At 38.1% G+C, this 14403-nt stretch carries 16 protein-coding genes and 1 pseudogene; 13 read left to right on the top strand and 4 right to left on the bottom strand.

The annotated features are described in order from the left end of the window. The first annotated feature begins 7 nt into the window (after nt 1-7). The 13 genes and pseudogenes from IM753_RS03600 (at nt 8) to IM753_RS03545 (ending at nt 12466) form a co-directional block, all read left to right on the top strand. The gene (locus tag IM753_RS03600) at nt 8-2500 is read left to right on the top strand and encodes a hypothetical protein (RefSeq protein ID WP_065256186.1); all 2493 of its coding nucleotides are present in this window, start codon (nt 8-10) and stop codon (nt 2498-2500) included. A gap of 20 nt (nt 2501-2520) precedes the next feature. Next, nucleotides 2521-2991 (top strand): hypothetical protein, encoded by a 471-nt coding sequence (locus IM753_RS03595; RefSeq protein WP_156065139.1) that lies wholly within the window; start codon nt 2521-2523, stop codon nt 2989-2991. 102 nt (nt 2992-3093) lie between these two features. Beyond that, nucleotides 3094-3378: a helix-turn-helix domain-containing protein gene (locus tag IM753_RS03590; RefSeq protein WP_065256184.1), complete on the top strand. Its 285-nt coding sequence runs from the start codon at nt 3094-3096 to the stop codon at nt 3376-3378. Further along, nucleotides 3375-4727, top strand: a complete 1353-nt coding sequence (locus tag IM753_RS03585; protein ID WP_065274038.1) for a type II toxin-antitoxin system HipA family toxin — start codon at nt 3375-3377, stop codon at nt 4725-4727. The genes IM753_RS03590 and IM753_RS03585 overlap by 4 nt, the downstream gene beginning before the upstream one ends. 147 nt (nt 4728-4874) lie before the next feature. Then, complete coding sequence (locus IM753_RS13225) at nt 4875-5003, top strand: hypothetical protein (RefSeq protein WP_255518630.1); 129 nt, start codon at nt 4875-4877, stop codon at nt 5001-5003. Beyond that, nucleotides 5000-5191, top strand: coding sequence for an IS630 transposase-related protein (locus tag IM753_RS12945; protein ID WP_370582818.1), 192 nt, complete (start codon nt 5000-5002; stop codon nt 5189-5191). Before IM753_RS13225 ends, IM753_RS12945 begins: the two co-directional genes overlap by 4 nt. Then, nucleotides 5184-6278: pseudogene (locus IM753_RS03575) on the top strand (IS630 family transposase); the annotation flags it as partial. The gene IM753_RS12945 and the pseudogene IM753_RS03575, both read left to right, overlap by 8 nt. A 252-nt stretch (nt 6279-6530) precedes the next feature. Then, nucleotides 6531-9182 carry a type VI secretion system ATPase TssH gene (tssH, locus tag IM753_RS03570; RefSeq protein WP_065256181.1) on the top strand — a complete coding sequence of 884 codons (2652 nt, stop codon included), beginning with the start codon at nt 6531-6533 and terminating at the stop codon, nt 9180-9182. Then, nucleotides 9173-10069: a PAAR domain-containing protein gene (locus IM753_RS03565; RefSeq protein WP_194092887.1), complete on the top strand. Its 897-nt coding sequence runs from the start codon at nt 9173-9175 to the stop codon at nt 10067-10069. The genes tssH and IM753_RS03565 overlap by 10 nt, the downstream gene beginning before the upstream one ends. A gap of 35 nt (nt 10070-10104) precedes the next feature. Continuing rightward, nucleotides 10105-11010: a hypothetical protein gene (locus IM753_RS03560; RefSeq protein WP_194092888.1), complete on the top strand. Its 906-nt coding sequence runs from the start codon at nt 10105-10107 to the stop codon at nt 11008-11010. Continuing rightward, entirely contained in the window at nt 11007-11618 is a 612-nt protein-coding gene (locus IM753_RS03555) for a hypothetical protein (protein ID WP_065256179.1), read from the top strand. The genes IM753_RS03560 and IM753_RS03555 overlap by 4 nt, the downstream gene beginning before the upstream one ends. Before the next feature lie 19 nt (nt 11619-11637). Next, a complete protein-coding gene (locus IM753_RS03550) occupies nt 11638-11859 on the top strand; it encodes a M43 family zinc metalloprotease (protein ID WP_156065135.1) in 222 nt (73 codons plus the stop codon). A 10-nt stretch (nt 11860-11869) separates the two neighbouring features. Next, on the top strand, nt 11870-12466 hold the full coding sequence (locus IM753_RS03545) for a hypothetical protein (protein ID WP_194108686.1): 597 nt from the start codon (nt 11870-11872) through the stop codon (nt 12464-12466). 234 nt (nt 12467-12700) lie between these two features. Here IM753_RS03545 and IM753_RS03540 read toward each other — a convergent pair whose 3' ends face one another. From IM753_RS03540 to IM753_RS03525, 4 genes are all read right to left on the bottom strand, one after another. Beyond that, nucleotides 12701-13057: a hypothetical protein gene (locus IM753_RS03540; RefSeq protein ID WP_065256175.1), complete on the bottom strand. Its 357-nt coding sequence runs from the start codon at nt 13055-13057 to the stop codon at nt 12701-12703. Nucleotides 13058-13158: 101 nt separating this feature from the next. After that, nucleotides 13159-13617 carry a hypothetical protein gene (locus IM753_RS03535; protein ID WP_065256174.1) on the bottom strand — a complete coding sequence of 153 codons (459 nt, stop codon included), beginning with the start codon at nt 13615-13617 and terminating at the stop codon, nt 13159-13161. Between the two features lie 242 nt (nt 13618-13859). Continuing rightward, the gene (locus IM753_RS03530) at nt 13860-14006 is read right to left on the bottom strand and encodes a hypothetical protein (protein WP_156065133.1); all 147 of its coding nucleotides are present in this window, start codon (nt 14004-14006) and stop codon (nt 13860-13862) included. Further along, on the bottom strand, nt 13999-14367 hold the full coding sequence (locus IM753_RS03525; RefSeq protein WP_065256173.1) for a hypothetical protein: 369 nt from the start codon (nt 14365-14367) through the stop codon (nt 13999-14001). Before IM753_RS03525 ends, IM753_RS03530 begins: the two co-directional genes overlap by 8 nt. Between the last annotated feature and the right edge of the window lie 36 nt (nt 14368-14403).

The following is a 14403-nucleotide window of genomic DNA, read 5'->3' as shown; positions in this document are numbered from 1 at the left end:
AATTATCATGCCACATTTTTCGCCTTATCTACTCTCTCATAACGAAATCTATCAAATCTTGCAGTCGTATTTGCAGGACTTTGATAGACTAACACCTTTGGATGATATCGGACTGGAGGAGCGAATGTATGAAACAGTATACACCTCTTGGTATCAACGTAACCATACACAGCCAGACCATGTATTTTATGGTTATTGGAATCAGTTTAGGCATCAATATGAAAATACTAGCAGTTGGAGCTTAACAACACTCAGCTCTATTGCCACTTATTATTTTGATGTTGGCGATAAGACATCCATCAAGACACATTTATTTGATGAATGGCAGACTTATTTATCCAATCATACCGCTTTGCCAGTTTTGGCAAATAAAATCGCCAACTTCACCTACGAATCTGCCATTGCTGATACTTTTGACCTATTGCACCTACTCAAAGACAGGCTAGGATATCGCCCTTATCTGACACCAGATGAGCCTTTGTTGGATAACTTTATCCAGCGGTTCAAGTTGTATGAAACCCACATGCATTTAAATGGCACCTCCTCATTTGAACACAACTGGTATGATGCTTTATTGCGTCCAAAGGCATTTATCCACAACCTGCAAAAAAGCCATCACAGCAGTAAAAGGGTTAAATTACTCTACGCCACTCACCCCTACCTAAAAAGCCCAATGGATTATCACAAACTCATCGTGCTAGCAAGACACCTTAGAGAATATCTACTGGCTTGGCGAGATGGTCATGATGATGAGACCAAAAACATTCAAAAAAATATCTCAACAATTATTACAGATGGTGAAATAACGCATGCAGGTTATTTTAAATATGAGCAAGTCCAATTTGGTGTAGATTTTAATGATGCTGTTATCAAAGATGGCTTGCTTGACATCTCCGCCTATGATAGTTACATCAAAGAGTTGCATTGGCATATTCAAATACAGCAAAAACTAATGAAGCACCCCAAGCATGAATATGGCGATATTGCTTATTTGTTGTATATAGTATGCATGAATGCCATGCAACGATTATTTGTACAAAGAGATGACCAGTATGGTTTTGATAACTTTCAAAAACTTGCTGATGATGAAGCTCGGGAATTGGTTGAGCAAAAATACACTGACAGATTTTTTCAACTTCACGGACCTTATCATCAGCAAAATGGAGATATGGCAGTTATTGAGGGACGATTTGCACCCAAAGCAACCATCAATAAAAATATTGATATCATCAAAAGAATACTCACTGGATTTTTAGAATATAGCAACGCCATCAATCACAACCAAAATGAGATTGATGCAGATGACTTGGCGACATTGATTGATAAAGTCATCGACCAGCCAACCAAGCTATATCTAATCGCTCACTTCATCAAAAAACCCAAAACAAAAAAGGAGAATTATGAATTTGCCGAACTTCGTAAAGATTTATGGCTAAAAGCTCATCTGCTCATCATGTTAGTGCAAACTTACCCAAAACTCCGTCGTATTTTACAAGCAGTTGATGCCGCCTCTAATGAATTAGAAACACCTCCTGAGGTGTTAGCTCCTGTTTTTCGGTACTGTCGTCATCAGGGCATTAAACACTTTACTTATCATGCTGGAGAGGATTTTGAACATCTCATTGGGGGAATTAGAGCCATTCATGAGGCGATTGAGTTTTTACCCCTACAAAATGGTGATAGAATAGGTCATGCCACTGCCATTGGCATATCGCCAAAATTATGGTTAAACAATACGCCCGAAGGGTTGATTCTAAAAAAAGGAGACTGGCTGGACAATCTTTTGTTTGTTTGGCAAATGATATTATCTCATCATCTCAAAGGCTTTAATCTACTCGAATTAGAAAATCATATATACCAATTATATGCTGAGATTTATGATGGTATTTATATTACCGATGACCAAGGTAATGATATTGGTGCAACCCATTTGAATCTCAATCTAATTTATTTGGCTTACACATATAGATATCTAGACCCTGAAAAGGTCAGTATATTTTTAAACAAAGAAAATCATCAATTATATGAAAAAGAATATCTGCATTTAAGAACGCTCAACACAAAAGCTTTGCGACTCGCCCACATTACTTGGTTTAATGACATCGTAAGAGCTAGAAGAGATTTACTATTTCAAACCAACATGGATTTTAGTGCCAAGCAGTTATTAAAATTACAACAATGCATCCAAAAATCCATTGCTGATAAAAAAATAGTGATAGAGAGCTTACCTACAAGCAATGTTCGAATCAGTCACTATAAATCATTACATGAGCATCATATTTTTAGATGGCTTCACATCAAGGGCAGGGCAGTCGACGGTGATGCAAGAATGCGTATAGTTCTAGGTTCTGATGATCCAGGTATATTTGCTACCGATTTACGAGGGGAGTATTATCATATATTTTGTAGCTTAAAATCTCATTTTGGTTATGGCGAAGAAAAAGCCTTGGATATCATCAAGAAGTTACACGAGAACAGCCAAGTGTATCATTTCAACTAACAGCATTGACCTCTTATGCTTTGACAACATCAAAAAACCATTGCCAAACAGAACAAGGTATTCAAGAGATGGAGCGTTTTGTGGGACTTTTTTATACCAAGGTAAGTAGCAATAAATCACAGATTAGCTTTCGATTTAAACACAAAGATGACTGCTTGTTTTATTTAAAGATTGCCACAGCCATTCTGCCAAGCAAATATTGGCGTATTAACATCTGCCAGTTAACACCCAAACAATCAAGCAATGAAAATACTTGCTCAGAGTGCAACCATGACGCCACACAAAAACCGACCAAAAGACTTTTAAAAGAGCTAAAAAACTTTGAAGGACAAATTACCCACAAAGCCGATTATAATGGCTATGCTGTCAGTACCATCAGACCCAACGCCAAAGGCAAACCCGCTCCAGATGAGCCTGCGTCTGCCATCATGAAATATGTGTGCCATTTGTTGCTTGTGTATGGGTTTGGTGAAAGTATAGATACTAACTAAAATTTACTAAAAGTCAGTTTATACAGCATTTAAAAGAAACCCAAATATTGCTTTTTTGTAAAAAAGCAGTTAATATGTTGCTTTTACAACACCAAAACACCCATGAACACACTTGATAATTTTAGAAAACAGATAAAATCTCGCCGTCTTGCCTTGGGGTTAAAGCAAAAAGACATGTTTGGTAGAACAGGCTTATCAAGACAACAATATCAAAACATTGAAAAAAGTGGTAACCCCACTTTGGAGACCTTGCTACTGATTGCTGACGGGTTGAACTGCGAGCTAACACTCACCCCAAAAAATCCATCACCAACCACACCAACTGCGTCAAACATACCACAAGATGACCCAACCCAAGACCCTTGGCAAGGAATACTTGACTCATGAATGCTTTGGATTTTTTAGAGATTAGATTGCATGAGCAGACAGTGGGCTATCTTGTGAGCCTATCACAAGGGCAAAATCGCCTGTATTTTAGCCCTGATTATATTCATGACGAAAATAGAGCGACGTTTAGTCTGACCACACACAAAAACTTTGCAAATCATCAAAAACTACTTAGCACACCTTGGGTGAGATGGCAAAGACTGCACCCTGTACTGTCCAATCTATTGCCAGAAGGTACGTTAAGGAAACTGCTTGCCCAAAGCCTAAAAGTACATATTGACAATGAGTTTTTATTATTAAAGCATTTAGGACAAGACCTACCAGGAGCCATTACCGCCATTCCAATCAACATACAACAAGTGCCTAACTTCATCATTCATCATCTAGGATTGACCAAAGATGATGTCAATATAGCTCCACAGCAAGACAGTCATGGTGATATACCCATTAAAGACAGCGGTCTATCTCACCCCTTTTCTTTGGCGGGCGTGCAGACCAAATTCTCCATGCGTCAGGTGATGACTCACACAGGCGAGCGGTTTACACTGCCCTTGGTTGGTCAAGAATCCACGCTTGGCAACTGGATTGTTAAGACACCATCGCAATCACACCCTTTTGTCCCCGAAAATGAATACAGCATGATGCGACTGGCAGAACTTGCAAAAATAGAAATCCCACCAATCAAGCTTACACCCATCTCATCACTGACTGGTATTGCAGATACTACCATATTCAATGATGATATGGTAGATATATATAATCCACCACTGGCTTATGCCATACGGCGATTTGATAGGCAAACCCTAGCCGATGGTAGTGTCAGACGGGTACATAGCGAAGATTTTGCCCAAATTCTTGTCAAATACCCCCATGAAAAATATAACGGTGGTAATTATGCCAGTCTTGCTAAAATCCTGTATCAATTTAGCGAACACGGCTTGTCCGATGTTAATCAGCTTGCCAGACGAATCTTGGTAAATATCTTAATTGCCAATGGTGATGCTCATCTAAAAAATTGGAGCGTGATTTATAAAGATGGCATAAATCCTGTGTTATCATCAGCCTATGATTTGGTTAGTACCAAAGTGTATCTACCCAATGAAACCAGCTTTTCACTCAATCTTGATAGTACTAAGCACTGGTATCAAGTCAATATGGCTCATTTTGAACATTGGGCAAAAAAAGCGGACGTGCCTTGGCGAAGTGTCAAACCACAACTGATAGAAGTAATGCAAATCGCCAGAGATACTTGGAAGGGTGCATTAGACGACTTGCCAATGGCACAAATACACAAAGAGATATTAACCAAGCATTGGGCGATGCTTGATAATGATTTTAGGGTGGTTTGATAAAAATCATGGTGCTGATGGGACCGTTGGCTTGATGTACCTGATAATTCTTTATAAGCTTACATTCTTAGTATTTTGTGATACACCCCCCAAACCCAAAATATGCTACAATACCCTAACATCCATTAAACAGAGACTCTAAATACCATGACCCACTCCCTAGACTTTCGCAAAAAAGCTTTGGCACTCATCAATGACAAAGGCATGTCTTATCGCAAGGTAGCATCTTTACTTAATGTCTCTACTCGTCCTTACAAAACTGGCAACAAAACATAGAGATTAAACCAACAAAAGACGTAAAGCCTAAAAAGATAGATGATGAAGCATTACTCAAAGATGTAGAAGACTACCCTTATGATTACCTGTATGAGCGAGCAAGACGTTTTGGTTGTACTGACATGGGCATTTACAAAGCTTTAAAAGATTGGGCATTACTCGTAAAAAAACAAAAGAGTACACCCTAAGTCAGACATCAACAAGCAGTTAGAGTATTTAGATAAACTTACTGTCTATCAAGAGCAAGGCTATCCCATCATCTACATGGATGAGTCAGGGTTTCAAATACACACTTATCGTCCTTATGGGTATGCTCCTATTGGTCAGCCTAGTATTTTGCATCATAACTACCAAAACAGCAGGTTAAGGGTTAATGTCATCGGTGCTTTGTATCACAATCAGTTGTTTGCTTTGTCTTATTACAAACACCACACCAACACCCAAACCGTTTATGATTGGTTAAAACACACCTTAATTCCAAAATTAAAGCAAAAGTGTGTGATTGTCATGGACAATGCTCCTTTTCACAAAAACAAAAGAATCCAAAAGCTATTAAACAGACATGGACATTGTTTATTGTTCTTACCCCCTTACTCTCCTGACTTAAACCCCATTGAGTATAAATGGAGTCAAGCTAAGTTTTTAAGACAAGGCTGGATGACTGATGATTTAGATGAGTTGTTTTGGAACATGGGGGGTGTGGTGATTTTGTGGTTTGTTGAGTGTATGATGAAATACTTTATCGCCACTTTATTTGCCTTTATCCATACAACTGCTTTTTCAGCACCGCCTTATGAGTCAGCAGATTATTACGGTAAGACATATTGCAAACCAGAATGGCAGGTAAAATACAATTATCTTCCCCCGCCCTCGCATATTGGCATACCTCATGACAGAAAAGTTAAACTGATGTCTTTTGATGAATTCTTGACCCGTTTTGAAGTATCTTTGGATAAACATACAGACGATCTAAGTCGTTGGGTTGTAAAAGAAAATAAAGTTCACATCATGCAGTTTAACGAATTAAACAGCTATCTTTATATCGGTAGAAGTCATGGCATGGTTCACTATTTACAATATTACATGCGTCATGAAACAGAAAAAGATAAGAAAAGAACGCATACTTTATCCGACGATGATAAAATGGCAATGATAGAAACCATCAACTTGGTTGTTCAAGACCATCAAAAATCCCAAGAAATATTGGACGAACTGTATAAAAGATATTTAGGTCAGTTAGAGCTTGTTATCGATGGGTATATCTCTGTTTTTTAGAGCATAATGGGAAGTATTTTTCTTTAATAGGTGTTAATACTCATTATCATCCCATAGAAAGATGTAATTTTAAAGTAGTGTATGCCTTATCTATTCTTTAAATGATGATGGAACATCCTCCGTACTGGCAGAAGTCTAATCACAACAAACCTTCATCATTTTCTCATCTACCACAATCATGATTTAGTCGTGGACTTTTGGTTAGATATTTTGTTATGATATTGCTTTTAAACCACCAAACAAGGAACCGATATGTCTCAAATCAACCGCTCTGCTTTATTTGCCAAACTAAATACATCACTATATAAGAGCCTTGAAAGTGCTTTTATGTTTGCCAAGTTGCGTGAAAATCGCCATGTCGAGCTCTCTCACTGGATATATCAGCTTCTACAAATGAATGATACAGACTTGAGATTTATAGAGAGTCATTTTGAACTAAATCATGACTATCTAATAAGCGACATTGCAAACCACTTAAAAACCCTAAAAACAGGCTATGAACAGGTCAGTGACTTCTCTGATGACATCATGGCACTCATTGAAGAATCATGGCTGTACACCTCTTTAAAGTTTAATCAAACACACATCACCACAGGTCATCTTATTTACACACTGTTAGAATCCAACCAGTTTAAACACCAACTTCTTAGAATCAGTTCCGAATTTGGCAAAATCAATACTCAAAAGCTGTATGGCGACTACGACCAAATATGCCAACATTCCATTGAAAAACCCACAGCTCAGGAAGTCTCCTTGTCACCCAATGACCCAACGGGGCAATCCGCCTTGGCACGTTTTGGTACCAATCTTACCGAGCAGGCACGACAAGAGAAGTTAGACCCTGTTACAGGCAGGGATAACGAAATCCGCCAAATGGTGGATATACTCTCTCGCAAAAAGCAAAACAACCCATTATTGACTGGTGAGGCTGGTGTAGGAAAGACCGCTGTCGTTGAAGGTCTTGCCCTAAAAATTGCTCAAGGCGATGTGCCAAACCACCTAAGAGAAGTTGAAATCATCTTACTTGATATCGGTGCACTCAAGGCAGGGGCAAGTGTCTCTGGTGAGTTTGAAAATCGCCTAAAAGCAGTTATCAAAGAAGTTAACCAAAGTCCCAAGCCCATCATCTTGTTCATTGATGAGATTCATACATTGGTGGGTGCTGGTGGTGCCGCAGGTACAGGTGATGCCGCCAATCTTTTAAAACCCGCTTTGGCAAGAGGCGAGCTTCGCACCATTGGTGCAACCACATGGTCAGAATACAAAAAATATTTTGAAAAAGACCCCGCACTTACCCGAAGATTTCAAGTCATTCAAGTGCCAGAACCCAACCAAGAAGTGGCAACCGATATGCTAAGAGGCTTAGTGGACAGACTAGAATCCCATCATCAGGTACTCATCTTAGACGATGCCGTGCAAACTGCTGTCAAATTCTCAGCTCGCTATATTCCTGCACGACAATTGCCAGACAAAGCTATTAGCATTCTTGATACCGCTTGTGCTAGGGTTGCCGTCAGCTTAAACAGCACCCCTCTGTCTATCACCACCAAAGAAGAAAGCATAAAATCCATCGAACAGCAGATTCACCAGCTTCAAAAACAACAAGAATCAGGCTACCTAACCGATGGCGATGTCATTGCACAAAAACAGCAACAAATCCAAGCCATACAGTCAGAGTTAGATGTTATCAATGCACAATATCAAGACCAAAAACAACTTGTCGAGGCACTTCATGCAATCAGAGCATCCATAGCCTCATCGGATGATGATAAACCAGAGGAAATAAATGCCCTCAAAGCAGAGCAACAAGCACTTATCACAAAACTTCAGACCATACAAAAACAAGAGACGTTGGTTCATCCTGTGGTAGATTCTCATCTCATCGCTCAAATCATTGCTGAATGGACAGGCATTCCAGTTGGCAAAATGATGGATGACGAAGTGCAAAAAATCCTTCATTTATCAGAAACGCTCAACCAACGAATCATCGGTCAGCCTCATGCAACTGATATGATAGCCAAACGCATACAGACCGCCAGAACCAATCTAGACAACCCCAACAAACCGATTGGTGTCTTTATGCTAACAGGACCCTCTGGCGTAGGCAAAACCGAAACCGCCCTTGCACTGGCAGACATTATGTATGGCGGTGAACAAAACCTCATCACCATCAACATGAGTGAATACCAAGAACCTCATACCGTCTCCACGCTTAAAGGTGCCCCTCCAGGGTATGTCGGCTATGGTGAAGGTGGTGTGCTGACTGAAGCCGTTCGCAGACGTCCTTATAGTGTTGTCCTGCTAGATGAGATAGAAAAGGCTCATCCCGATGTTCACGAGATTTTCTTTCAGGTCTTTGATAAAGGATTTATGGAAGATGGCGAGGGTCGCTATATTGACTTCAAAAATACCATCATCATCCTAACCACCAATGTCGGCTCAGAGCTTACCCTGACTTTATGTCAAGACGAGCTTCTAAAACCCGATATAGAAGGACTGGCTACGGCATTAAGAGAGCCTCTATTGCAGACTTTTCCGGCAGCACTTTTGGGTAGAATCCAAAACATTCCCTACTACCCACTCAATCACAAGATGATGTCACACATCATCACCCTACAACTAAACAAAGTCATCAAACGCATGCAGGACAATCATAACATCACACTAAGCCATGATGATGCCGTCATCACCCTCATCACCAACCGCTGTCAAGAAATAGAGTCAGGCGGTCGTATGATTGATGCCATCATCACCAATCAAATCCTGCCCATGATAAGTCATGAGATACTTTTATCTATCGGCAATCCCAACCCCATAAGAAACATGACATTGACCGTTGTTGATAATGAATTTAAACTTACCATTGATAGACACACTCAACATGAGGATATCCCATGCCCCTAACTCGTTACTACATCCTAGAGAGCGATACCACCACTGCTGGTGGTATTGTCCAAACAACCACCAATCCTACTATCTTTAATGTCAGCGGTAAAAAACAAAGCTGTATCGGCGATGATGTTTGGTGTCCTGCTTGTCAATCAATGGGCAAAATTGTACCAACAGGTCCAAGATTATCTTTTTCACTCGGTGGGGCAATGCCTGCTTTAAATGATGATTTGTGTCTATGCAAATGTAATCCACCACCAAAACTTATCCATTCTCAGACAAGTTTTAAAGAGATTATTGATGATAATAGGCTTGCCCAATATCGCCAAGCACAAGCACAGTATCGCCAAGCAAAATTACAAAACAATCTAACCAGCACCAAGACTAACGATGAATTGCCAAACTTTACTGCGCATTTTAGAAGACCTGATGATTATCAAGGAGGATATGGGTTTGATTGGCTCCGTGATGAGTATCTTTATGGTACCGATAAAAGCAAAAAGGTATATTTCGGTGCAATAGAAGATTTGACGGAAGAATACCGTAGCTACCAAAGAAAAGAGTTAGTCAATTTATCAGAGATTATTCAATATGGCAGACCCAATGAATATACACCTGCTTGGTTAAACTTATTTTCACCAAGCAATCAATCAAAAACAGGTCTTAGTAGTGTAGATCTACACTTGTATTTTGAGCAGTCAGACCAAGACACACCCTTGACAGATGATGAGACGTTGCTGATATTTAGATGCAGTGATGGACTGATGGTAGATACACCCACTTTGACAATGAGCGATGTGTTGTCCAATATGACCAAAGAAAGCGTCAATCTTATTATGGAGCAGTCAGCCTATCAACAAAAAAAACCGTGTATACATCAGGGGATGTGCCGACATCTGTAACCAAGACCATTATTTATTACAAGAGCAATTACCCCATGATTACTGTTACTTGTACCAGTGCTTTAAGCCAACTTGGCACCATAGAAGTGTTTGCCAAAAAGAATGGAATAGAAAAACGAGTCGGACTGCTGTGTGTATACCCAAATGCAAAAAGAAGAAAAGTCACGATACAACCCATTGAATTGGTAGCTCATCCATTTTCTGCTACAAATGCTTATCCACAAGATTATCCAAATGCCATTCAAAGCAAACTTTTTAGCCAAGTAGGTATTATAGCAGAAGTCAAAGAAAGTATTGGCATTAATTTAATAAATAAGCAAATTTTTCACAAAGATAAAGACGGTAAAGACACAATCACCACCATCAGTAGCCACCAGTTACAGCAACGACAGGAAATTGATGATTTTACCAAAAAATATCAACAGGCAGTGAATGATGTGAAAAATGTCAATTTGACTCCTTTGAATGGAGATAGTAGTAGAAAAGCCTTTGATGATGCTATTAAACTATTAAAATCTCTAAATATCATTCAGTATGAAACGGGTAATTATGAAAATGTCACCTATCTTATTTTAACCAATTATGTTGTAGCAGAAAATGATAAATTAACATTGGGTATGGCTGACAGAAAAGAGCCTGATGAATATGCAAAACGTCAATGTAAAATCACAAGAAACTGCAATTATTGGGGTAATCATGTCATTATCTACAGAAATATTTATAATGCCCATGATGAAACTCGGACGATTTTACATGAGCTGGGACATAGTTTGGGGTTGGAACATAGTTTTAACCATAAGGAACCAAATCATTTTGTATTGCAAGAATCCCACACAGACAATCTTATGGATTATAACTCAGGCATTACACTTAATAAATACCAATGGGATATTATCTATAATGATAATAATATCATTACTTTACAGGAGAAAAATAAATGAACTTGTTAAAATTCTTTATTGGAACTTTATTAGTTTTTAATACAACCATTTGTCTTGCTAGTGGCGGTTATTATCAGGTCATGCTAACCAATGAACAAATGGCACAGCGTCTTGATAAATATGATACGCTAAAATTTGTAAAATATTCTAAGACTTATGATAAAACAACTGGTCAATTTCATTATAACTTTCCTGATGAATTTATTTTATTCAATAATAAGGTAGAGCTTCTTAGATTAGAGTTGGGACTGAGTTATACAGACGAAGCAGATTGGCGATTATGGATGGACAGACACGATCCAAATAAAGTCAATATTATGACCAACTCAGATAAAGAAAAGATGATTATTCTTATCAGTACCATCACAGATGATAGACAAAAAGCTGAAAAATTGTTTGAGGAACTATACTCGACTTATCTAGAAAGATATGAGAAACTAAAGGATTTGCCTGAATGCAAACAATATTGCCCCATATCCGTAACGATACAATACGAAGATAAAGACATTGATTTGCGTGGCAAAATCAACGAAAGCAATATTTTACAAAACTACCCAAAAAATCGGCATAGTATCGATATTTTTTTTATTGCTGACTATAGATATTAATAAAGACACAATGGTTTTTATGGGTAAAAATCGGACGATTTTACACGAACTGGGACACAGCTTTGGATTGTCGCATACTTTTAGAGATGAGACAGGATTGAGATTTTCATGGGGTTATACCGACAATATCATGGACTATGAACATACCGAAAATGGCGATATTAATCCACACAAAGGCACTCAATGGTCTCTTTTTAAACACCATTGGGATATTATGAACAATGACAACAATCTTGAATAGGAGCAATCTGATGAAATATGTCCATCTATTATGTGTTTTTGTGCTCTGTGTTTATTCACAAATAAGTTACGCTGGTCGTTATCTCCCTATATTTTTAACTGATTTGGAGCTTGTAGAACGCATTGAAAAATACGATGATAAAAAGTTTATTGACTATCGCTTGATAAGCGGTTCAAATTATTATTTTGATGAGCATTATGTGTCACCTGATATCCCTTTTAGTGTTGGGCTACGATACTTTTTTCTTGGATATTTTGAACACTCAAAGGTGGTAAATAGTGGCGGTCGTATTCCGCAGGAGTTTTCATTGTTTTATGATAAAGACCCTGAGGAGCATCTAATATTTGATTTTGAAAAAGACAGAGTTATTACCTTAATTAAGATTGCTACCGATAACGAGAAAGAGGCTGAGGCTATTTTTTATAAACTAAATCGTGATTTTTTAAGTCAAACCAAGCAAGAATGTCATGATTATTGGTGTTATATCGGCTCCCAATATATTTATGACGATATTATTATTAATTTTCACGGTAGATTACAGGGGCATGATAAAGATGTCAATACTGGAATTTATTGGATGGATATTAAGAGAATGTCAGAGCGATGATTATGCTCACTTTTTAAATGGCAATGGGACATCATCCAAAACGACAAAAGCATCCAAAAAGGTCAATCATATGTTTAAATCTTTGTTAGTATTTTTGACAATCATAGCATTAACACAAAACGCTTATGCTCTAACCGAAGAGTCGCTTTGCAAGCTATCTTCTTATATCAAAATTCTTAAATACAAATAATGAAAATTTTTAATTTTACATGAGTTGAGGTATATTTTATCCGCCTATTCCAACACTTCAATAGTATATGTTTTTTCAAATTCTTTGCCAACAAACATACTGCCATAAGTACTCCCTGTTAATTTGATGGTAATTGGTTTTAGTTCAGACGGAGTGCCTGTAATAGTTAAGTTTGAGTAATCTGTTCTATAAACAGGTTTATTATATATGTCTTTATGGCTTTCATACACTTTCGGCTCTACCATAATATCTTCATTTGAAACTTGTATGTCAACCGTTTCCTCTATAATGGCGGCTTCTATCTCAATTTTTGCATAATAAGGTTGATTGAGATGTGCTTTGGGTAATTCTTGGGTTACAAAATGTGGACGATTAGCAAAATGCGATGAGACTTTAAACATAATAATTAAAAAAAACAATCAAAAATACTATGGTTGCCAAAAACCACAATGCCACTTTCTCCCATAATGCCATATTTTGCCATAACGCTGTCTTTTTCATGTCATACCCTTTTTACAATAAAAGCGGTTTTATGGTAGAGCATAAATTTATTAAGTGGCAAATTTGACTGAATAGACCAATTGTTCTTGCCCCAAGAAAATACCGTCAAGTGCACTATGTCTGTCAATTTAGTATTTAAATCAATGGCATTTTTTCCACTTCGCAATAAACTTGTCCATACTACCCAATGCTCTGGAATGACACCAAAGGCAGAATTGCCTTTTTGTAGTAATTCTGTATTGATTAAAGAGATAACATAATAATCTTGCTTGGTGAAATAAGCATTTAATTGAATATAATTTGCCAAAGTGTCTAATTCATATGTTTCAATGTGCTTAAAGCCAATTTTTTCCAACCAACCTATTAATTCATGAGGAAGGGTTATTCCTGCAGTCTCATCATCGGGCGATTTGTAGCGTATTCTTTTATTAAAGGTATCTCTTAAACTAGCTAAAGTCATCCAATCCAGTCCTAATATTTTGGGTTCATTATTGGCTTTAAAATAGCTGGTAGGATGTTTGGTTGCGTTCGATGGTTTAAGTTGTATTGATTTGATGTTTGCTACACCATGGTACCACAGACTCCAAACAAGACTTTTGTAGGTATTTTTATCCACTAATAGTAAAAAATAAAAAAATACAGCAGGACCACACAAAGAGGATAAGCCCTGGTCAGGAACCTCTCTACCCTCCAGCCTCTCCCTTAACGCCCTTCAATTACATTCCAAGCAAAAGGATCTAACTGGTCGCCAATGCCGTGCTCGTGTGCGATAAACGGTCTATTGCAAATGGTTTGAGTGATAACTGGTGTGCCAGTACCAGCAGAGGTGCAGGTAGTTTTATCACTCATTATTCATCTCCTTATTTTGCCAGTCCAAGTCCAGTTTAATTTCATAATCATCAGGTGAATCTGTAAAAAAGTGTGGGGTTTGACCATTTTCATCCGTTCTGCCTGAATGTATCTTACCTGTCTTTTTGTTTTTGGCGGTATATGAGACATTAGCATAAGGATAGCCATCATCATCTACAAAGCGTACTGAGGTGCTATAGGTGCTGGGTGTTTGAGTTGGACTTTCTTTTAGTTGAATAGCACTTATTGCCATGCCCTGCGAACTGACTTTTTCTTTAAAACTCATCTGCGAATGCACAAGCTTTGGCGGTGGATTACATTTACATAGACATAGGTCGTCATTTAGGGCAGACCAAGCCATTTACTTTAACAGCCGTAGATTATTGCTAGATTTATT

It is taken from the genome of Moraxella sp. K127, from assembly GCF_015223095.1.
In the GTDB taxonomy this organism is placed as follows: Bacteria; Pseudomonadota; Gammaproteobacteria; order Pseudomonadales; family Moraxellaceae; genus Moraxella.
The sequence above is the reverse complement of the archived record's forward strand: the minus strand, read 5'-3'. Positions and strand labels throughout refer to the sequence as shown.